The organism is Aquimarina litoralis (assembly GCF_019295435.1).
GTDB lineage: Bacteria > Bacteroidota > Bacteroidia > Flavobacteriales > Flavobacteriaceae > Aquimarina > Aquimarina litoralis_A.
The window spans coordinates 146,010-168,086 of record NZ_WEKL01000001.1 but is presented as its reverse complement, the minus strand read 5'-3'; the positions used below and the strand labels follow the sequence as shown (position 1 = coordinate 168,086).

Genomic DNA, 22,077 nt, shown 5'->3' with positions numbered 1-22,077 from the left:
TTTTGCTTTTAGTTTTAACACTAACGCCCTAAAATATGATCAAAAACTACTCAACCTTTTTCTTTCTTTCTTTTTTTACATTAATTATATCTTGTTCAGAAGTTGAGCCTCTCGACGAAATATCAGAATTAGAGAATCTCACCAACGAACAAGAAGAAGAAGAAGAAATAGAAAATGATACTACTTCTGAAGAATCTACATCAGAAGATGAAAACACAGATGATACTACAGATACAACTTCAGATGATACGGATGACACCAATGATGATACTACCTCAGATGAAGGAAAAGACCGAATTGAAGCTATTCTAACTACATCAAGAGATAAATATACCAACGCTACCAATGGTCAGTGGATATTAATAACAGAATCTGAATACAATGCGTTGGCTAATGAAATGCTTGATGTGTCCAAAAGTGGAGTTCTAGAATCTGAATATAATGAATCTTCAAATATTATTACAACCACATCATCCCCTACTACACTAACAAACGAAACTGAAACGGCAGTAATGCCTGCTAACAGTTATTTATTTGCTTTTAAATACTACGCTATCCAAGCTTCAGATCAACCAGGATTAAAGGTAAAACAATCTAGTTCTGGCAATTTAGAAGGATATGCAGATGTCGGAGAACCACTTCCAAGACATACAGCAAGTAATCAAGAAGTATTTTTTGTGCTTAAAGGAAATGATCTTCCATCTATTAGCGGACACTTAGCAATTTTCAAACCAGCAGGCCTTACTATTGGGAGAAAAAGTACAACAGATAACAACACCTATTATTTTGAACTTGGAGATACTAGTAGCGTGTCAGATAAAACCTCTACTCCCTTAAAACTATTGTACCAAGGATTAAGTACAACCACCATACAATGGGAATAGAAAAAATCCCTAACCAAAAAATAAAAAAAAATCGCTCAATTGAGCGATTTTTTTTATGCGCAATGTTTACTTAATACCCTAATACAACACCAACTAATACACCAAAACAAAGAAATCATGCAAATAAATTTAAGTAAATCTTTCATCTATATATGCTTGACTTTCATCATACAATCATGTTCATCAGCATATGTTCCGAATGCTGTAAACACACCATTGTTTGGTAAAAAGGGAGAAACTAAAGTTGCAATTCATGCCGGTACCTCTGGGATCGATCCACAAGTCTCTTATGCAATTACTAATCATATTGGCATACAAATGAATGGAAGTTTTTTTAACAAGGCATCCCAAGTTACTGGAAAATTATATGATCATCAATACGCAGAACTTGCACCTGGATACTATACCAAAATAAGTGAAATCTTCAGGTTTGAAACATATGCAGGTTTTGGTTTAGGAAAATTACAACCAGAGCGAGAAAATGAACTATGGGATATCAACTCTAATATAAATATGAGTCGTGTTTTTATACAACCCTCTGTTGGATTAACTAACAATATTGTAGATGCTAGCTTTACCACCAGATTTGCTGCTGTCACCTTGGATCAAGACGATATCAACAGAACAGGAATGTTTATAGAACCTGTAATAACCGGTAAGGTTGGCTATAAATATGTTAAAGCTATTTTTCAACTGGGTTTATCAATTAATTTAAATAATGATGATATCTATTTTATGAATGGTCAACCTTTACTTCTATCAGTGGGATTGCAAATAAACGTTCACAAACTCTTTAATCTTTAGAACTTATTATATATGAAAACTCAATTTTTAATTTTTACTTTTTTTTGCATTAGCATTTCGTACGCTCAAAGTAATTGCAGTCCATATTACCCTTCTAAAATTGGAACTAAAATAAAAATGCATCATTTCAACAATAAAAATAAATTAGTGTCTGAAACTAATTATAAAGTAGTAGATGTGAATTCTTCAGAGAAGGAGTCCAAAATCGTAATAGCAATGGAAGTAGAAGATGCTAAAAAGAAAAAAAATATTACCCAATCTAAATTTACGATCATTTGCAAAGAAGGCATTACTTTTATAGATCCAGAAACTATCATCTCTCCTCAGTTATACAAACAATATCAAAACATGGATTATTCTATCAAAGGAGAAGGTATCGATATTCCAAATTCTTTAGTGGTTGGTCAACAATTAAAAGATGGACAGGTATCTATGTCAATTGATGCTGGAGTTATGAGTATTGAGATGACTGTAGACTTAAAAAACAGAGAAGTACAATCCAGAGAAACCATAACTACTTCTGCAGGATCTTTTGATTGCTTTCTCATTACATATACAAATGAAACTACAATGAGTATGGGAATGAAACAAACATTTTTGGTAAAACAATGGATTTCCAAAAATGTAGGTTTGGTACAACAGGAAACCACGAAACCAAACGGAAAACTATTGAGTAAATCTATTTTGGCTACCTTTCAATAGATTTTCTAAACAGAAACTATTTCACTATCGTCCAAAAGTTCCTCTTGTCTTAAACGAAGTAAAATCTGAGCTACTGCTACGGTATCTTTTTCACAGTAAACAATAATACGATCAATATCATTTTGTTCATAATATACTTCTCTTACTTGACTTCCATCAATATCATCTTTTGGAGAAGGGATTCCTAATATATTGGTAAGTAATTTAAGAGAGGTATAGTGTTTATAATCCCCAAATTTCCATAGTTCCAACGTATCTAAATGGGGAACTTCCCAAGGTTTCTTCCCAAATAAATTAAGTTTAAAAGGCAAACTTATATTATGAATGATCATTCTTCTCGCTATATAAGGAAAATCAAATTCTTTTCCATTATGTGCACAAAGTAAATGATGAGGGGTATTAAAATGCGTTTCTAGAAGATTTTTAAAATCTACCAGTAACTGTTTTTCATCTCCATAAAAAGAAGTAGTCCTAAAAGATCTTGTTTCCCCTTTAGAGGTAAAATAGCCAACAGATATACATATAATTTTACCAAACTCTGCCCATATTCCAGCACGATCGTAAAATTCTTCTGGAGAAAATTCTTCTTTTCGTTGATATTTTGTTTTATCAGCCCACAAGTATTTCATTTCATCTGTGAGACTCTCAAAATCTCTCTGTTCCGGAACAGTTTCTATATCCAAAAATAGAATATGTTCTAAATTAATCTTATGAAGCATTCTCTAACATTTTATATGCTTCTTCAACATAGATAAAAAAATCTTCACTAAAAGAGCCTTCTGGTAGTCCACGATGATGCCCTAATCGTACAATGATAACATCATCCTGAGGAATAGTAATTACATATTGCCCTAATATTCCTCTCATTACAAAAATATCTTTCCCTAAATGATCTGATAACCAAAATCCATAACCATACATTTCATCATTTTCAAAACGCTTTTTAGTGGCTAATTTCACAAAATCTTTAGGCAATATTTGCTTTCCCCCAAATTTCCCATCGTTTTTAAAAAGCACCCCAAAACGTGCAAAATCTCTGGCATTACTGGCAATACAACAATACGATTTTTCCATACCACTTTCTTCACTATCCACTTGCCAAAGTGCATCTTCTTCCATTCCCATTGGTTTCCAAAAACTCTCACTTAAATACTTAGACAATGTTTTGCCTGTCGCTTTCTCAATAACCATCCCTAACAATTGTGTATTTCCACTCAAATACACAAACTCTTTTCCTGGTTCGTCAACAATTTCTAATCCGTTCATTACTTCTCTTAATTCCGGGTCATAATAAGCTCTTGCCGTAATAGAAAAAGGACTTGTATAGTGTTCTGTCCAATTCAATCCAGATGACATCGAGGAAAGATCTCCAACAGTCACTTTAGCTGCCAACCCTTCAGAAAAACTTGGTAAAAAGTCTCCAATCGGTTGATCTAAGCTTTTAATATGTCCTTCCATAATAGCTTTTCCGAGCAAAGCCGTTGTTATACTCTTTGCCATTGAAAAAGAATTGGTTTTAGAAGTTGTTCCGTAGCCTTCGGCATAATTTTCATACCATATCTCATCATTTTTTATGATCATAAAGGCCACAGTTCCCATTTCTTCATGTACTCTATTTAGTGTTTCAGTGGGAGTTGCTTTATTATAGTTTGCATGTAATTTCCAAGGAATTGGTTTGCCCGCTTTTTCAATAGTATGATTGTCAAAATAGGTATAATCATCTATATATGCTGTCGTATGCCCAGTCATATAAACTACACGAACTCCTTTTAAAATATAATCATAATCGAAAATATAAAGTAGTAGTACACATAAAACAATAATTGCAACAAAACCTTTAAGCAATATTTTAATAATTTTCATTGATGAAAGATATAAGGATATTTTAATGCCTAAGGTAAGAAAATAAACTGCAGTCAAAAAAAATGCCTGAATCATATCCAGGCATTTTGTTTCAACGTTAGTTTAATTCGATTAAGCTATATTGCTGTTACACTTAACTTTGTTAGATACCAGCGTTGAGTTTGTGCAATATATGTAAGCAAAAAAGAAACATCAGTTTAATATTTCTCATTTATAACAAATATCAAGTTGTAACCTTACTAAAAACCAGAAATTGGGGTTCTGGTCGACGTAACCATAGTGTGTTTACAATATTATTCTAATCAAAGCTAAATACTGACGTTGCTCTTATTCAAAGTTATATCATAATTCTCGAATAAAAATCATTACTATTTTTTTGGTAGTTTTGAGTGTATAAAGTGTTCATTTGAATGTATAAACTGCATAAAGCAAAAGCAAAATATTATGCATTCATAGTATTTACAGAAAATTATTGTGGGAAAAAAGCTATAATTCTATCAATTAAGTTCATCATACTGATGGAATTATAAGTTGAAAAAAGGCAGGAAATTTTAAAACAATGGAATGTACTAAAACAATCTTATTAAATCACATTGAGTCTTTGATACAGCTCTTTTTTAGAATACCTTGCTATTGGTAAAGATTTCTCATCTGACATAACTACATAACCTCCTTGATCCTTGACCAAAGTATTCACCTGATCTAAATTAATCAAATAAGATCTGTGAATTCTAAAAAATCCGAAAGGTTCAAGCTTAGATTCTATATATTTTAGATTTTTGGAAATAACGATCTCTTTTTCATCCTTTCTTATTAAGGTAGTATAATTTCCATTACTAATACAATACAACACACTTGGGATTTTAATTACGTGAGTTCCTCTAGAATCCGTAATAGAAATTTTTGGAACTTCATGAATTTTGGAATATAAATCTTTGAAATTTGCAATAACTTCTTCTTTGCTTTCTACTTTTTCTTGTAACTGAACTGTTTTATTTATAATTTCTACCAAAAGCCTTGGTTCTATTGGCTTTAACAAATATCCAATAGCATTGTATTTATATCCTTCTACCGCATATTGATTATAAGCAGAAACAAAAATAATTTTAAAATCAATAGTTTCTAGTTCATCCAAAATATCGAATATCGTAATGGACCCTAATTGCACATCAAGAAAAACCAAATCCGGATTTTCGGTTGATAATCCTTTAATAATAGAATTTTTATCCCAAGCTTCTCCTATGATATCCACTTGCGGACAATAGTTCTTAAGAAGTAAGCTTATATTTTCTCTATCCTTCTTCTCATCATCGATTATAAAACATTTCAAAACGTTTTCCATCTGCTAACTTTCTTTAATAATTGGCAACGTAATAATCACTTCTGTCCCTTTCGACAGCCCTTCTGTATCAACCAGATCTTTTATAATTACATTGGCTTTAGCTTCTACTATTTCATTTAGAATTTCCAATCTTTCATTCGTATTTTCTGTTGCAATGGACAGATGAGAAGTCTCATTCTTTTTACTCTTCAACTTTTCTGACGCTTCTCTACCAATACCATTATCTATAACGTAACATACGACTGTATTGTTTTCTTTTTTAAGTTTTATGTGAAGTTTTCCTTTAAAAGGAGAATGCGAAAACCCATGAATAATCGCATTTTCTATATAAGGTTGAATTACCATAGAGGGGATTTTTGGGTTCTCATCTTCAAGAATAGGGTCTACATCAAATATTGCATCAAAACCTTCTTGATATCGACCTCGTTGCAAACTTACATAAGAACGTATTACATCTAATTCTGTATTGAAATCAATATAAACACTATCAGAACTGTTTAAAACATTCCGTATCAACCCAGAAAGTTCCGTCATATATTCATTAGCCTTCAGATTGTCTTTTTTCAAAATATAATTCTGCAAAGTGCTAAACGTATTGAACAAAAAGTGAGGATTCATTGACGCTCTAAGCGAGGTAAGTCTTGTTAATATCAGTTTTTCATTAATCTGATAGTACTTGATTTTACTTCGGTAGGCTCTAAGCATAAAAAATAGAATCGTAAAGAATAATAAGAATCCCAATAAATAACTTAACCATTTAGATTTGCTGACTTCTTTTTCGATTTCTGAATTCTTTTCCTMTAATCCAGATATAACTTCTTCTTTTTCTAACAATAAGTTCTTACTTTCATTTTTAGCGACCTCTTTGCTAACTTTTATTTTTAGTTGTAATGATTCTAAATCTCTGATTTCTCTAAGAGTTTTCAGGCTAGCTTTTATATTACCAGTTTTTTCATATAATTCAGACAAGTCTTCTTTTACTGTAATTAGATCAGAGACATCTTTTTTTCTTTCGAAGTATTTCTGTGATATTAAAAAGTATTCTAAAGCTTTTTCATAATTTCCCAAACCTGTCTGTATCGCTCCCATGGTATGCATTAATCCGGGATACAAATCATCTCCATCTTTGTAAGTTAAATTATCATTCTCCCAAGATATATTTGATCGAATGACCTGTAGTGCCTCTTTCGGCATATTTTTTAGATAGTAGGACCATGCAATATTATTGTACACCATAATACAATGCCTGGAATTTATTTTTTCTTCTTCACAACCTAAAGAAGCCATTCTAGAATAATATAGAATAGAATCAACCTGCTGATGAGGAAATGATGCAGATAAATTTAAGTATGTAGATGGTTTTCTTTTCTTAGTATCTGCAGAATCAATATAAGACAAAGCTTTTTTAAAATCCATCCTTGCTTGATCCTGATCTCCAATATCCAGAAATAATACACCTCTATTTAACGAAAGTTCCCATAAATATCTAGTGTTGTTTTCTTTATGCGACAACTCCAAACCTTCTCCAAAATACTCTAATGCCTTAATATATTCCCCTATACGGTTATGAATAGTTCCTAATCTACTTTTAATATGTATTAGACATTCTACATCATTACTTGCTTTGCAATTTTTTTCTAAAAACTCAAGAACTTGTAATGATCTAATATATTCTCTAGTGTTATTGGTAAAAAAGTATTCAATTCGTTTAATAGATCTTTGTAGGCTATCTATCTCATAACTATTTTGAATTAGAGCAAAGGCTCTATCATATATTTCCTTAGACTCGGCAATACGTTTCGCTTTAAAAAGACTGTCACCTTCTTTTATGAGTCTTTTCACAGATTTCTTTTCTAAATCATATGTTTTTTTCAGTTCTTTATCCAAGCCTTCTTGCCCCAAAATTGGAAGATGTACTAAAAAAAGAAAAAATAATAGAGAATTTCTAAAAAATAACATCAAAAAAGCGTTTGTTGTTTTATGGGACTTTCGTGCTCTAACAACCATTTTTTACGCCATAATCCACCAGCATAGCCAGTAAGTGATCCATCGCTACCCACAACACGGTGACAAGGGACTACAATCCAAAGTGGGTTTTTACCATTAGCTGAAGCGGCAGCTCGTATACATTTTGGGTCTCCAAGTCGTTTAGCAATATCCAGGTAACTAACTGTTTTGCCAAATGGAATTTTGGAAAGCTCATTCCATACTTTTTTCTGGAAATCTGTTCCTGATGGATTAAGTTTAATGTCAAAGTCATTCCTTTTTCCATCAAAATAATCTTGCAATTGTTTTACTGCTTCTTGAAGATTTTCAGGAATTGTTGTAGATTCTTTTTTCTGGGAATCATCTGTAATTGAAATTTCAGAAATACCTTCTTCATTCCCAGTAATAGATGCAATTCCTAACGGGGTTTCTATAAAAGCAGTAGTGATCATTCTTCCTGCTTTTCATTTAATATACCTAAACGTCTTGCTCGAGCTTCCCAATTTTTTCTAGCGAGTTCCTGCATATTCGAATCTTTATCACTTTCGTCCATAATCTCTAATCCCAAAAGTGTTTCGATAACATCTTCCATACTCACTAAACCACTAATAGAACCATATTCATCTACTACTAAGGCCATATGTTCTTTATGCTCTACTAACTTTTCGAATAAATCAGGAACCGGAACATTTCGATCTACCACAAATATTTTTCGCTTAAGACTTCCAAGGTTTTTTTCATGATTATCTTCAGCAACCTCTTTATACACCTCATCTTTTAGCACATATCCGGTTATGTTATCAGGATTATCAGCAAAAACTGGAACCCTGGAAAAACGAAGGTTTTTATTTGCTTCAAAGAACTCAGCTACGTTTTGCTCTTCAGGTGCTATTTTAAGCACACTTCGAGGAGTCATTATATCCTTTGCTAATATTGCTTTAAAATTTAAAAGGTTTCTAATCACTGTGGATTCTGATTCTTCAAAAACACCTTCTTCTTCTGCAATATCAGCCATTGCCGTAAAATCTTCTCTACTTAATACAGAACCATGATGTCCTTTTCCTCCAATTAATTTTGTGGTTAGTTGCAATATCCAAAGGATACCTGTCCACTTTAATGGCCAAATCAAAATGTTTAAAGCTTTCGCTGTAAAATTGGCAAGTTGTTTCCAATAGGTTGCTCCAATAGTTTTAGGGATAATCTCAGAAGCTACCAAAATTAAAACGGTCATAATGGATGATACAACACCAACCATTAGATCTTCGGTCATTTCCATACCTAAAATAGTGCGTGTTGTAGATCCATACATTTCTGCATAGGCTACTTTTGCCTGAACCCCAACCAAAATTGCTCCTACTGTATGAGCAATAGTATTAAGGGTAAGAATAGCTATTAATGGTCTGTCTACGTCCTTCTTTAATTTCTCTAAAGCTGTAGCATATGCTTTCCCTTCTTTTTTCTTAACATTGATAAAAGTTGGAGTAATACTCAATAATACCGCTTCCAGTATTGAACATAAAAAAGAAAAGAAAATAGATACAACTCCGTATACAAGTAGTAGTGCCATAATAATAAAATAGTTGGTTTTGCTAAAGTACGGATTTGGTATTCATTTGTAAAAATAAAAAGCAAGAATACTTACTTTACCAGCCTACATACTTTGGTGGTTTAATTCCGTTTAGATTAAGATACACTATTAGTTGTCCTCTATGATGGGTAACGTGATCTTGTAATAGATTTAAAATTTGAAGTTTTGACTTTGGTCCTGCAAAAAAATCTACTTTATCTGTTAAGGATTCTTCTGATGTACTTTCTACTCGATTGTAAGCCTTATCAAAAGATTCTTTGATAAATTTCACAATCTCATCTTTAGAACTTGGAGCACTTTCAGTAAACTTTTTCCTATCAAATTCTTCAGCAGAAAAATATGTTGTACTTAACCATGTCATATTACCACAAATATGAAGCAACTGATCCTTAAAATCCATTTCATTTTCTGTAGGTCTAAAACTGTATTTATCTTCTGGCATCGCCTCTGCCATTTCTAATAAATACGTTTTAGAGTTTTTCCATTTTTCTAAAAAAGCAGATTTTGGAGTTAATTGCTGCGCCATAGTGGGAAATGCAATAAGGAATAGTAAATAATAGACTGATTTCATTACTTAGAACTTACTTCATTCATATAGAATGCTATTGCCTGCAATTCTTCATCGGTAAATTTTTGTAATCGCGCAAAATTAGTTTTCATTACCGCATAATTCTCTGGATCTACAATTGGATCCTTCTTTTGTCTTAAAAATCCAACAACATCTCCATTTTGTTCTTTATAAATCTTCATAATATCAGCAACACTTGGCCCAACAGATTTTTTGTTCATTCTATGACAAGAGTAACAATTTCCTTTTCCTTTAAACAATTTTTCGCCTAATTCAAATTCAGGAGATACTGTTTTTTTCTTTCCTCCAATTACGATTTTTTCTTTTTCTTCTTTTTTTTCAGATTGGCAGCTTGTAGCCACAAATACAATACTCAGAAGTACAATAAAAATGTGTTTCATTTGTGTGATCTTATGAATTAAATAAATTATCGATATCCTTTTTAAATCTTTCTAAAAGGTCTTTAGAAAAGCTATTAATTAGTTTTTGTTCCTCAGCCTCTATACCATCCTTGGCCTCTGCAATTTTGGTCAAAGCATAGATCATAAAGTCATATTCTTCGTCTGGACCATGATCAGAAAAAACTTCAATTACCTTTTTATAAAGAGTTTCAATATCACCTTCGTTTTCATTTTCATAATCGAATGACCATTTAATTTCTTGTCCTTTAGGATGTGCTTTTAGTATTTCTTCCAATGCTTTTACTTCCTCTTTTTGAATAACGCCATCACTCATTGCAATCACATACAAAAGCTCTCCAAAAGTCTGATACAACCGATCTCTACTAACCATACATTAATCTTTAAAATTATTATCCTAAAAGCCGAACCACATCCTTTGCAAAATAACTTGCAATAATATTTGCCCCTGCTCTTTTGAACGCAAGTAATTGTTCCATCATAATGGCATCATGATCCAACCAACCCTTTTCTGCAGCCGCCTTGAGCATTGCATATTCTCCGCTAACCTGATATACAGCTACTGGAACATCCACTGCATCACTAACATCACGTAATATATCCAAATAAGACAATCCTGGTTTTACCATCACAATATCCGCTCCTTCTTCAATATCCATTAAGGTCTCTTTAATTGCTTCATCACGATTGGCAAAATCCATCTGATATGTTTTTTTATCTCCGAAACCTGGTGCCGAATCTAATGCATCTCTAAACGGTCCATAAAATGCAGAAGCATATTTGGCACTATAACTCATAATGCCTGTGTTTTTATAATTTTCAGATTCTAAAAGTTCTCGAATTGCCAAAATCCTTCCATCCATCATATCACTAGGCGCTACAAAATCTGCTCCAGCCTTTGCATGAGACAATGACATTCTCGCTAGTACTTCACAAGTGGGATCATTAACAATATATCCATCTTCAACAATACCATCGTGTCCATAAGATGAATAAGGATCCAAAGCTACATCGGTCATTACCAACATTTCTGGAGCTACCTCTTTTACGGTTTTAATTGCACGTTGCATCAAACCGTCAGGATTTAGAGCTTCAGTACCTTTATTATCTTTTAGATTGTCCGGTACTTTTACAAAAAGTAACACCGCTTTTAATCCCATTTCCCACAAATCCCTAACTTCTTTCTTTAACAAATCCAGACTGTATCGATAATATCCTGGCATCGAAGCTATTTCCTGTTGTACATTAGTCCCTTCCACTACAAAAAGTGGAACTAAAAAATCATTAGGTGTTATAATATATTCTCGAACAAGAGATCTGATGGCCTCTGAAGTTCGTAATCTTCTATTTCTGCGTAGTTGATGCATTAAAATGAGCTAGTAATTAATAAGAAACGTAAATATACCAACTTATCCCTTAATTTCTCAGTCAAGATTTTCATAAAATTAAACCAAATCAGTAACGATCTCTTCAAATGAACTACTAATTCCATTGAAGTCCATTTTAAAAACATAGAATGATAAAGAAATTCATGATTGTTATTGGTTTAATAATCGGTGTAATTGTTTTGATTGGTGCAGTTGGTATTTACTACACTAAACCAAATGAACAATTGATACTAGATTTTATTAAGAAAAATCCAGATAAAGCTGCGATAAAACTGATAAGAAACGACACGATAATTGCAGAAAAGAATTCTAATCGCATGATGCCTTTGGCAAGTACCGTAAAAATAATTATTGCCATTGAATATGCGATTCAATCTGCAAAAGGAGAAATAAATCCAAACGAAGAAGTTTCTATTGAACAACTAGCGAAATTCTATGTGCACAACACTGATGGTGGTGCTCATCCGAAATGGTTAGAATCTGTTAAAACCAAAATCAATAACAATAGTATATCCATTCGAGAAATTGCCAAAGGAATGATTCGGTATAGCTCTAATGCAAATACAGAATGGTTAAGTCAAAAACTTGGTTTGCAAAAAATTAATAAAAGAATTGAAAGCTTAGGAATAACTGACCATACAGAGATATATTATATCGTTTCTGCCTTATTTGTGGGAAAAGAAAAATTTCCAAATATCAAGGGTGAGGATTTAGAAAATAAACTTAGAGATCTAAGCATCGAAGAATATAAAGATATTACCAATAAGGTCCATTCAAAATTAGCCACAGATACTATTTATAAATCTGACAAGGGAGATCTAGGAATGAATATTCAAAGAATATGGTCCGATAACTTACCCGCTTCAACAGTACATGAATATGCAACCTTAATGCAAAAATTAAATTCAAAATCATACTTTGATTCAAAAACACATGAATATTTAGATGAAGTAATGGAAGGCCTAATGGAAAACCCAGCAAATCAAAAATGGCTTACCCATGCTGGAATGAAAGGAGGATCTACAGCTTTTGTATTAACAAAAGCATTTTATGCAACAGACAAAAAAGGTAATAAAACCGAATTAGCTTATTTTTTTAATGATTTGGGAATTATACAAAATACTAGGCTTCGAAACAGTATGAATCAATTTGAACTAACAATATTAACCAATAAAGAGTTCCGTGAAAAAATTGAAATCACATTAAGAAATTAAACCAAATCTGTAACAATATCTTTAAATGAGCTACTAATTAGTTAATAGATGAGATTGCTAGGTTCTAATTAGAAATATGCATCTTAAAAAGTTAGTTAGTTAAATGCTGAAAATCACGATATGAGACTTCTGTTTCTATCGTGATTTTCTTTTTATATCATCCTATTGTAACAATTAATTCTGCCATTCGTCTTCTTGATATATTATAAACCAAGCAACCATTGTAGCTATTTCTGCGTCTATATATAGAGATCAAAAAACGAAATCATCAAATCATGAATATCAAAAAACTTACAGTATTATCCATTGCCATTTTATCTGGTTTAATTGTATCTGCACAAACGATAACCTCTACTGTTGTTGACAAAAAAACGAATGAACCCATTCCTTATGCGACTATAGAATTAGCAAAAAACAGAGGTGTCATAACAAATGAAGAAGGAAAGTTTAGCATCACACTCGATGAAAAACTGGCGAAAATAGATTCTATTTATATCTCTTCTATGGGATATCAAAAGGTTGGAATTGCCTTAAATTCTATAACCGATAGTATTATCTATATAGAACCCAAGGCAATCGAACTCAGTGGTGTATTTATATCCAATAAAAACTTAAGTATCGATGAAATTATAGATAATGTAAAAGAAAATCTAACCCAAAACTATAGCGCCGATTTATCACATAAAAAACTGTTTTATCGACAATCTGACTTTAGTGATTTGCACAAGATAAATGTGAAATTTAAAAAATCTACTATTAAGGAATTCAACAAGAAATTTATCGATAGCGTGATCTCTATTATCCCAAGAAAATCTGCTTATTATACAGAAGCTTTGTGTGATTTATACGGAGATTATGATAAGCAAAAACTAAATATTATTAAAGGAGCAGAATTATATGATAAAAGTAATGATGGCTCGATGGAAGCTTTATCAGATAAACTCGAAGATATCCTAAAAAAGAATGTGAAACCAAATTCGTACTTAAAAATTAAATCAGGTTGGATTTTAGGTACTAAAGTTCAAATGGACTCTATTTTTGATGCTAATGAAGAAGCTGCAGAAGTGAAGGAAGAAATAGAAAAACCGAATAAAAATGAAAATAATTATTTTCTAAATTATAGAAAGTCGTCGTTAAAAAGTTTATTATCCAGCATGTTCTTTCAAGAGGACTCTAAGCTTAATTTTATTGATAAGTCAGGTAGATATAGGTTTGAATTAATCGACTATACTACCATCGATGATAGCAGTGTGTATATTATTAATTTTGAACCAAAAAGAGGTGCCGATTTCAAAGGGACTATGTATGTAAATACGGAAGATTTTGCTATTATGAGAGTTGATTATGAAAATGTAAAAAACCTGAGAAATTTTGGACTCTTGGGTATTAGTTTTCATGATACAATGTATAAGGGGAAAACAATTTTTGCAAAAGGTGCAGATGGAAAATATGGTGTACGTTATATAGAAAAAACAAGAGGAAATGTATTTGGAATTGATCGACCACTAAAGATCATTGAAAAAAATAAGTTTGTAAAAGGAAGACGTAAACAAAATGAGCTATCACTGGGACTTGATATTGGTGCTGGAGAAATTAGCAAGTATGAAGTGGTTGTTTTTGATTCAAAGCCTATTACCGAAAGTGAATATCAAAATAGCACAGAGAACAAGAGTATTAAACCACAGTATCTTTCTAAATATGACCCGGAATTCTGGAAAGGTTACAATATCATAGAACCTAATACTGCTATTAAACAATTTACGGCTATTGAAGGAGATTCATAATGACAAACAATTCCTTGCTTATCATTGATTAGTCGTTCACTATTACTATCAAAAGTTTTAAGTAATAGCCTTATCAATCAGTAAGTAACTTGTTTTATTTTAAGAATAAATTACCATATTGATATAGTTTTTAGTCGTAACTATGTAATGTATACAACAGAAGTTAGACTTTTATCTTAAAACAGGACGAATCTACTGATCTATGAAAATGAATAAGATAACATTATTGATTCTTGGTATAGGATTAGTTTTTTCTGCTGCACAAGCGCAAACCATACGCTCGAAAGTAGTTGACAAAAAAACAAATCAACCTATTCCTTATGCAACTATACAAATTGGAGAAAATGAAGGTGTAGTTACCAATGAAGAAGGAAGCTTCAATATTACCTTAGATGACATTCAAGCTAAAAAAATAGATTCTATATACATATCCTCTATGGGTTATGCAACCGTAGGTGTATCCGTGCAAAGCATTACCGACAGTATCATTTATATAGAACCTAAAGCCATAGAATTAAAAAGTGTATTTATCTCCAATAAAAATCTTGAAATTGATGATATTATCGATAATATAGATGATAATATGGAAGATAATTACCGATCTGATCTATCCCAAAAGCGACTTTTCTTTAGAGAAACTAATACCAATTTTATTAAAAAAATGGATATTAAGTTTAAGAAATCTACCATTGAAGAAATCGATAAAAAATTAGTGGATAGTATATCTAAAGTAATTCCGAAAAACTCCGTTTTTTATGCTGAAGCTTTGTGTGATTTTTACGGAAATGCAGATAAGCAGAAGCTAAGAGTTATTAAAGGGGCTCGCCTGTATGACAAGAATAATAACGGTTCTATAGAAGGTATTTTTAAGAAAATGGAGAAAATTTTCAAAGACAATGTAAAACCTAATTCTTACATCAAGTTTAGATCCGGCTTGTTTAGCCAAAAAGTACAGGTAGATTCTATTTTACAAAACAATCAAGATGCAAAAGATATTGCGGATGGAATTGAAAACCCAAAGGAAAATTTGTTTTTCAAATCCAGAAAAATGAATCTCAAAAACCTTTTTAATCAAACATTTAATCAATCTGACACAAAACTAAATGTGATCAAAAATTCAGGCAGATATACTTTTGAACGTGTGGATTATACAATATTGGATGATGTAGGAGTTTATGTGATTAAGTTTACACCAAAAAGAAGAGGTGATTTTGAAGGAACGATGTACGTAAATACCGAAGATTTTGCAATCATAAGAATTGATTATCAAAATGTAAAACGTTTAAGAAGCTTCAATTTATTAGGCATCAGTTTTCAAGAAAATGGATATAGGGGAACTACCATTTTTAAGAAAGGTGCTGATGGTAAGTATGGAGTTAAATTCATTGAAAAGGTAACTGATAACAAATTTGGGGTTGATCGACCTTTAAGTATTATAGAAAAGAACAAATTCGTAAAAGGAAGGAATAAACAAAACCAAGTATCTCTAAGCTTAGATGTAATTAGTTATGCAAAAAACAAGTACGAAGTCATCGTATTCGATACTAAAACCATTACTGAAGGTGTATACAAAAACAGCAAAGAGAACAAAAACGTACAATCTACCTATTTGTCAAAATACAATCCCGATTTCTGGAAAGGATACAATATCATTGAACCTAATAGTGCTATCAAGCAGTTTAAAACTATCAATGAAGAAATTGAAGAATAGTATCCACCCTTAACACCATCATATTCCTGTATGAAGTCTGAAATACTCTTCAGAAAAGCTCAAAAACAAGATGCATTACAACTGTCTATTCTTTATAAACAGGTGTACATGAAAACTTATGCTGTAGAAGGGATCACTCATGAATTTGCCAATTTTGCATCCCATAAATTCTCAATAGAAGCTATTAAAAATAAAATCGAAAAAGAAAACTCCATCATCATAGCTACTTATAAAGATAACCCAGTAGGAGTAGCTGAAATTGTATATAACAGTATATGCCCAATAAGAAATATCGTTTCTCCTGAATTAGGCAAGTTATATGTTTTGGATTGGTTTTTTGGAAAAGGAATTGGCTATGGTTTATTAAATCATGTGGAAATAGAGTTAAAAAATAAGAGTCATGAAGAATATTGGCTTTGGGTGTATATAAAGAACAATAGAGCTATTTCATTTTATGAAAAACAACATTTTACATGTATTGGTAATGCTTTCTTTGATATGGAAATGAATAGTTATGAAAATAAAGTAATGCGAAAAGCACTAGTGTGATATCTATTTTACTTAATTAACTTAAGTGTCTTTAATAGAGCTTCAAAATAATAATCTTCTTGTTTAGGAATAATTTTAGCTTTATACGCAGTATTTTTAATTACATAGTATGAAGGTGTCTCTTCCACATTGTTTTGATGTAGATTTACAATATTCTGAATAAAATCATTAATTAATAACACCTCATCATAGGTAATCTCTCTTCTAAAAGTAGGTTGATCACTTTTATAGACTAAGTAGTCATTGCGAAAACTGATCGATTTTTTTGATTCCCCAGATTTATGAAATTCAAATGTAAAATCCTGCGAGGCAAATATTTTATTAATATTTTCTACTGTTGGTTCTACCTGTTTAGCACAACTCATCAAACCAAAACATGTTATCAGCAGGATAAATCTTTTCATATAATATAGGGATAGTGTTTTTTTCAATTCCTCTTATAGTAAGGAATATATAACAAAAAAGGTATTGATTATGTTATCAATACCTTTCTCTTAAGTTTTATTAAAATCCAATTAACCTAATTGTACCTTTTTTTCTTACTTTGAAGCTAATCGCTTAATAGAATTTTCGAAATCTACATTTTCAAGATTACTGATTAGAAGTCCAATTCCTCCTGATCTTGAAGCTACGATATATTCTGCTTGATATTTCTTTTCCATTTTATACCCTTTCAAGTATTTTAACTTCACGATTTTTGAAGTAGGAGTAAAGAAAAATCTTCCATGAATTCTTTTGTAACGAACATCTTGGCTTTGCGCTTCGTCTTTAAGTTGTCTACTTAAAGCTTCCACTACAGTTGCAGCTCTATGCTCATCTAATTGATAATAATCACAAGCGTAGATAAAAACATAATTTTCAACGTTTTTTTCATCTACGAATAATTGAAAATCAACGTTTTTATTTTCGATTTTTTTCAATTCTTCTAAAGCGATTTTCTTGAATTTAGGACTGTCACTTAAAGAATCTAGTCGTGTCTTAAACTGTTCAGGGCTTGTTTTCTCGTACCCCTTTGTCAGCATAATAGTATTCTTACGAAACTTTATAGTGTTTTTTGAAAATTTGGCAAATTTGGGTTTCTGCACACCATCCGAGAAATAATCACATCCCGTCAGAATGACCGCAGTTAATAACAATAGTAGAATTTTTTTCATAGAAATCTGGGTGTTAATTGGTTAAAAATTATACAATAAGCCTCATAGGTTATCGCAAGGTAATAAAAAAAACCTTATAATCAACACTTTATCCTAATTTTTATGCACTTTAACGATTAAAATTTTTGAATTTACCGTTTTTTACATGCTTTTTCGTAAGATTACACCCACTCTATGGGTTGTTTTAACACAGAAAGCAAACGTGCCTCTTCACTTCCAACTACTGGATGATGATCGTACCTCCACTGTACTTGAGGTGGTAAACTCATCAAAATACTTTCAATTCTCCCATTAGTTTTTAAACCAAATAAAGTCCCTTTATCATGCACCAAGTTAAACTCTACATATCGTCCTCTTCGAATTTCTTGCCAGTCCTTTTGTGAATCCGTGTAACTCATGTCCTTTCTTCGTTCTACAATGGGTATATAAGCCTCCAAAAAACTATTCCCTACTTCAGTCACAAAATTATACCAGTCTGACATTTCTTTACGCTCAGTCTTTTTGCAATAGTCAAAAAATAAGCCACCTACTCCTCTACCTTCACCTCGATGTGCATTGTGGAAATATTCGTCGCATTTCTTTTTATAAAGTGGGTAGAAACTTGAGTCATGTTTATCGCAAGCTATTTTACAAACTTGATGAAAGTGTTTTGCATCTTCATCAAATAGGTAATATGGTGTCAGATCTTGTCCTCCACCAAACCAACTATCTACGATAGTTCCTTCGGCATCATACATCTCAAAATATCGCCAATTAGCATGAACAGTAGGGACCATTGGACTTTCAGGATGCAAAACTAATGATAAGCCACAAGCAAAAAAATCTACATCTCCTACATTAAAATAACTTTGCATTGTTTTTGGAAGTTTTCCATGAACTCCAGAGATATTGACTCCTCCTTTGGCAAAAACAGCTCCATTCTCTATAACTCTGGTTCTTCCACCTCCACCTTCTTCACGCTTCCAAAGATCTTCTTTAAACGTTGCCTTTCCATCTATTTTCTCAACTGCAGATGTTATCGTGTCTTGTAAATCTTGTATGTACTGATAGAACTTTTCCTTCATTTTTTTGCTATGCTTCAATTTTTGAAACTTCTTCAGAAGCTTCCTTAAGAATCAAACCTTTTTTRTCTAATATCGTTACGGTTTCTGTTGAGGCTGCAACGACAGAAATTGGTAATGTTATAATAAACCCTATAATAGGAATAAAGAGCATTAACATAAATACAATTCCATTTCCTATAGCAGTTCCTCTATTTTTACGAACAAATTCAATACTATCTTTATATTTAAAATGACGTTCCATGGTATAATCCATGTTACCAAAACCAATGTAATAGGCTTGGATCGCAAATATCAATATAGTAGCCACAATTCCGATTACTGGTATTAAACTAAGGATAAGCAATGGGATGATAAACAATAGTTCTCTAAATAGATTTCTAATGTTAATTCGTATACCACGGATTAATTGTTCTCTAAACGAGGTGTTACGATGGATATGCTTTGTATGTTGATCACCTAAAATATGTGCTTCTACTTTTTCTGAAACAGGACTCATAAAAGGTGCTGATAATGCCATTACAATATGTTTGTATAACACCAAGCCTAAAGCCAATATCAACAAAATACTAAAATACTTACTAATAATTGCGAAGGTTTCTGAACCCCAATCCCAAACCCAGGCTTTTGCAATAAATCCTCCTATAGGATCTGACAAAAACCAAGACAATACAAAGAATAAAATTCCTGTAAGAAAACTGATAAGAATCGGTATGGCAAAATATTTCCATAGCCCTAATTTAGAGATCAACCCAAAGCTCCCAAAATATGCTTTAATACCGTTTATTATATTTTTAATCATGATACTACAAATTGGTTAACTCCTTATAAGTAGGCTTTTGAGCTAATTTGTTTCAAAATTAAGGTAGATTTATGAACTTTTTGTTTCTGAAATATAAACCATATTATCTCCAAATATCTTTGTTTGTTCTTTACTAGTAATCAATTTAGCTTTATTTAATTGCTCTCGTAAAAATGTAATCAGCTCCTCTTCAGAAGCATTTGTCAACTTTTTAAAATAAATTCTTCCTAATTTATTATTATGCAAATCCATCGCTTCCTCTAAAGCCTCATTGGGAGCCAGTTTTTCATGTAAATCGGTCACTTTTTTCGTCCAAAGCGCTGATTTAGTTTCATCGCCTGAAATTTTAAATACTTTTTGACATATTAGTATATTCCATAATGCGTGTCTAAAAGCATTTGCTCTTCCACTTAGATGATGCTCTTTACCATATAACGTATCACAAACGACCATTGTTTTTTTGGTAGCTGAAAGTGTAGGAACTATATAAAGTGGCCTCTGAATACCCAAGCCTGCTATTTTAAACAATTGTCTAAAATTAAAACGCTTAATCAGGCTTCTGATGTTCATTTTTATACTTTATATTCTTTTACAGCATCCACAAACGCCTTTGCGTTTTCTACTGGAATATTTGGCAAAATTCCATGACCAAGATTCACTACGTATTTATCTTTTCCAAATTCATTGATCATTTGTTTCACCATCTTTTTAATATCAGATGGAGGAGATAACAATCTAGATGGATCAAAATTACCTTGTAACGTGATATTTCCACCTGTAAGATATCTTGCATTTCTAGCAGAACACGTCCAATCTACACCTATTGCTGATGCTCCTGAATTTGCCATCTCATTTAACGCAAACCAACAACCTTTTCCAAAAACGATAACTTCAGTTTCTTCTTTTAAAGCATCCACTATTTGCTGGATATACTTCCATGAAAATTCTTGATAATCAACAGGAGAAAGCATTCCTCCCCAACTATCAAATACTTGTACTGCGTTGACACCAGTAGCTACTTTTTTCTTTAAATAAGCAATAGTAGTATCTGTGATTTTCTGTAATAATTGATGTGCAGCTTCTGGTTGGGTAAAACAAAACTCTTTTGCTTTATCAAAGTTCTTAGAACCTTGTCCTTGCACAGCATAACATAATATCGTCCAAGGTGATCCTGCAAAACCGATAAGAGGGACTCTATTATCTAACTTTTCTTTGGTCAAAGTAATCGCGTCCATTACATACCCTAACTCTTCATCAATATCTGGAATAATCACCTGATCAACATCTTTCTGAGTTCGAATAGGATTTGGTAACCAAGGACCAATTCCATCTTTCATCTGCACCTCGATATTCATCGCCTGTGGAATCACCAAAATATCACTAAACAATATAGCAGCATCTGGACCTATGATATCTATCGGTTGCACAGTAATCTCAGAAGCCAATTCTGGAGTTCTACATCTAGTAAAGAAGTCATATTTTTTCTTTAAAGCCATAAATTCTGGTAGATATCTTCCTGCCTGACGCATCATCCAAACTGGTGGACGCTCAACAGTTTCTCCTTTTAAAGCTTTTAGAAATAAATCATTTTTTATCATATCCGTTTATCAAAATATTTAACCGCTTGAACAATGACGTTCTCTACTGTCGGTTTATTAGCAATAATAATATTATTTGTATGTTTTTTTGCTTCAGAAGCAGTTGTATTTCCAATACAAAAAACCATACTTTCCTTTATTGAATTGGTTGATGTATAACTTTCTACTCCAGATGGACTAAAAAACAGTATTCCATCAAAATTTCTATCTATTTTCTTASATGCTCTATAAGTATTATAAACGATGATCTCTTCTAAACTTATATTATTTTGGGAAAGAATAGATGGTAATTCATTTCTTCTCAGATTACCACAAAAAAATTGAAATTGCTCTTTCTGATAGTGCTTTACAATAATTTCAGCAAGGTCTTTTGCATTCTGTGCCGTTTCGTAGACTTCAAATCCCTCTTGTTCTAATAATTTCTTGGTATTATCTCCTACACAAAAACACCTTTTGATACTAACCTCAGAATTTACAATTGCCTTTACCGCATTCTTACTTGTAAATATCGCATTCTGTATAACATCTTTTATATCAAAACTTACAAATTCAATCTCAATCGCATTATACGCTACAAATCCAATTCCAGAATTTAAAAGCAATTCTTTTTGCGAATAAGAGAGTGTTTTAGTGGATAATATGGTAGAATTGGTTTCCAAA

24 protein-coding genes are annotated in these 22,077 nt (G+C 31.9%); 7 read left to right on the top strand and 17 right to left on the bottom strand.

What is annotated here, in order from left to right:
- Positions 1–35 precede the first annotated feature (35 nt).
- The 3 genes from GBO31_RS00765 (at position 36) to GBO31_RS00755 (ending at position 2,390) form a co-directional block, all read left to right on the top strand.
- Positions 36–884, top strand: a complete 849-nt coding sequence (locus tag GBO31_RS00765; protein WP_219006386.1) for a hypothetical protein — start codon at positions 36–38, stop codon at positions 882–884.
- Positions 885–1,001: 117 nt separating this feature from the next.
- Complete coding sequence (locus GBO31_RS00760) at positions 1,002–1,688, top strand: hypothetical protein (protein WP_219006385.1); 687 nt, start codon at positions 1,002–1,004, stop codon at positions 1,686–1,688.
- 12 nt (positions 1,689–1,700) lie between these two features.
- On the top strand, positions 1,701–2,390 hold the full coding sequence (locus tag GBO31_RS00755) for a TapB family protein (RefSeq protein WP_219006384.1): 690 nt from the start codon (positions 1,701–1,703) through the stop codon (positions 2,388–2,390).
- Between the two features lie 5 nt (positions 2,391–2,395).
- On the opposite strand, the gene GBO31_RS00750 is transcribed toward GBO31_RS00755, so the two are convergent.
- The 10 genes from GBO31_RS00750 to hemB all read right to left on the bottom strand — a co-directional run bounded on the left by GBO31_RS00750 (position 2,396) and on the right by hemB (position 11,523).
- On the bottom strand, positions 2,396–3,109 hold the full coding sequence (locus tag GBO31_RS00750; protein ID WP_219006383.1) for a 3'-5' exonuclease: 714 nt from the start codon (positions 3,107–3,109) through the stop codon (positions 2,396–2,398).
- Complete coding sequence (locus tag GBO31_RS00745; RefSeq protein WP_219006382.1) at positions 3,099–4,253, bottom strand: serine hydrolase domain-containing protein; 1,155 nt, start codon at positions 4,251–4,253, stop codon at positions 3,099–3,101. The genes GBO31_RS00750 and GBO31_RS00745 overlap by 11 nt, the downstream gene beginning before the upstream one ends.
- A gap of 583 nt (positions 4,254–4,836) precedes the next feature.
- Positions 4,837–5,595, bottom strand: a complete 759-nt coding sequence (locus tag GBO31_RS00740; RefSeq protein ID WP_219006381.1) for a LytR/AlgR family response regulator transcription factor — start codon at positions 5,593–5,595, stop codon at positions 4,837–4,839.
- 3 nt (positions 5,596–5,598) lie between these two features.
- A complete protein-coding gene (locus GBO31_RS00735) occupies positions 5,599–7,554 on the bottom strand; it encodes a histidine kinase (protein ID WP_219006380.1) in 1,956 nt (651 codons plus the stop codon).
- Positions 7,554–8,033 (bottom strand): methylated-DNA--[protein]-cysteine S-methyltransferase, encoded by a 480-nt coding sequence (locus GBO31_RS00730; protein WP_246615733.1) that lies wholly within the window; start codon positions 8,031–8,033, stop codon positions 7,554–7,556. Before GBO31_RS00730 ends, GBO31_RS00735 begins: the two co-directional genes overlap by 1 nt.
- Positions 8,030–9,148: a CNNM domain-containing protein gene (locus GBO31_RS00725; protein WP_219006379.1), complete on the bottom strand. Its 1,119-nt coding sequence runs from the start codon at positions 9,146–9,148 to the stop codon at positions 8,030–8,032. The genes GBO31_RS00730 and GBO31_RS00725 overlap by 4 nt, the downstream gene beginning before the upstream one ends.
- Before the next feature lie 76 nt (positions 9,149–9,224).
- Positions 9,225–9,740, bottom strand: coding sequence for a DinB family protein (locus GBO31_RS00720; RefSeq protein WP_219006378.1), 516 nt, complete (start codon positions 9,738–9,740; stop codon positions 9,225–9,227).
- Positions 9,740–10,138, bottom strand: a complete 399-nt coding sequence (locus GBO31_RS00715) for a c-type cytochrome (protein ID WP_219006377.1) — start codon at positions 10,136–10,138, stop codon at positions 9,740–9,742. The genes GBO31_RS00720 and GBO31_RS00715 overlap by 1 nt, the downstream gene beginning before the upstream one ends.
- A 10-nt stretch (positions 10,139–10,148) precedes the next feature.
- A complete protein-coding gene (locus tag GBO31_RS00710) occupies positions 10,149–10,529 on the bottom strand; it encodes a TerB family tellurite resistance protein (protein WP_219006376.1) in 381 nt (126 codons plus the stop codon).
- Positions 10,530–10,548: 19 nt separating this feature from the next.
- Positions 10,549–11,523, bottom strand: a complete 975-nt coding sequence (hemB, locus tag GBO31_RS00705) for a porphobilinogen synthase (protein ID WP_219006375.1) — start codon at positions 11,521–11,523, stop codon at positions 10,549–10,551.
- 149 nt (positions 11,524–11,672) lie between these two features.
- Here hemB and GBO31_RS00700 point away from each other — a divergent pair, with 149 nt between their 5' ends.
- From GBO31_RS00700 to GBO31_RS00685, 4 genes are all read left to right on the top strand, one after another.
- Positions 11,673–12,758, top strand: a complete 1,086-nt coding sequence (locus GBO31_RS00700) for a serine hydrolase (protein WP_219006374.1) — start codon at positions 11,673–11,675, stop codon at positions 12,756–12,758.
- A 275-nt stretch (positions 12,759–13,033) separates the two neighbouring features.
- Entirely contained in the window at positions 13,034–14,542 is a 1,509-nt protein-coding gene (locus GBO31_RS00695; RefSeq protein ID WP_219006373.1) for a carboxypeptidase-like regulatory domain-containing protein, read from the top strand.
- Positions 14,543–14,750: 208 nt separating this feature from the next.
- Positions 14,751–16,253: a carboxypeptidase-like regulatory domain-containing protein gene (locus tag GBO31_RS00690; RefSeq protein WP_219006372.1), complete on the top strand. Its 1,503-nt coding sequence runs from the start codon at positions 14,751–14,753 to the stop codon at positions 16,251–16,253.
- A gap of 30 nt (positions 16,254–16,283) precedes the next feature.
- Entirely contained in the window at positions 16,284–16,802 is a 519-nt protein-coding gene (locus tag GBO31_RS00685) for a GNAT family N-acetyltransferase (protein ID WP_219006371.1), read from the top strand.
- A gap of 8 nt (positions 16,803–16,810) precedes the next feature.
- On the opposite strand, the gene GBO31_RS00680 is transcribed toward GBO31_RS00685, so the two are convergent.
- The 7 genes from GBO31_RS00680 to GBO31_RS00650 form a co-directional block, all read right to left on the bottom strand.
- Positions 16,811–17,206 carry a hypothetical protein gene (locus tag GBO31_RS00680; RefSeq protein WP_219006370.1) on the bottom strand — a complete coding sequence of 132 codons (396 nt, stop codon included), beginning with the start codon at positions 17,204–17,206 and terminating at the stop codon, positions 16,811–16,813.
- 135 nt (positions 17,207–17,341) lie between these two features.
- On the bottom strand, positions 17,342–17,956 hold the full coding sequence (locus GBO31_RS00675; RefSeq protein ID WP_219006369.1) for a hypothetical protein: 615 nt from the start codon (positions 17,954–17,956) through the stop codon (positions 17,342–17,344).
- Between the two features lie 161 nt (positions 17,957–18,117).
- Positions 18,118–19,020, bottom strand: coding sequence for an oxygen-dependent coproporphyrinogen oxidase (gene hemF, locus GBO31_RS00670; RefSeq protein ID WP_219006368.1), 903 nt, complete (start codon positions 19,018–19,020; stop codon positions 18,118–18,120).
- A 7-nt stretch (positions 19,021–19,027) separates the two neighbouring features.
- The gene (locus GBO31_RS00665) at positions 19,028–19,819 is read right to left on the bottom strand and encodes an EI24 domain-containing protein (RefSeq protein ID WP_219006367.1); all 792 of its coding nucleotides are present in this window, start codon (positions 19,817–19,819) and stop codon (positions 19,028–19,030) included.
- Between the two features lie 69 nt (positions 19,820–19,888).
- Positions 19,889–20,389 (bottom strand): DUF6973 domain-containing protein, encoded by a 501-nt coding sequence (locus tag GBO31_RS00660; RefSeq protein ID WP_219006366.1) that lies wholly within the window; start codon positions 20,387–20,389, stop codon positions 19,889–19,891.
- Positions 20,390–20,391: 2 nt separating this feature from the next.
- Positions 20,392–21,417 carry a uroporphyrinogen decarboxylase gene (gene hemE / locus GBO31_RS00655; RefSeq protein WP_219006365.1) on the bottom strand — a complete coding sequence of 342 codons (1,026 nt, stop codon included), beginning with the start codon at positions 21,415–21,417 and terminating at the stop codon, positions 20,392–20,394.
- The gene (locus GBO31_RS00650) at positions 21,414–22,076 is read right to left on the bottom strand and encodes a uroporphyrinogen-III synthase (protein ID WP_219006364.1); all 663 of its coding nucleotides are present in this window, start codon (positions 22,074–22,076) and stop codon (positions 21,414–21,416) included. Before GBO31_RS00650 ends, hemE begins: the two co-directional genes overlap by 4 nt.
- Position 22,077 lies beyond the last annotated feature (1 nt).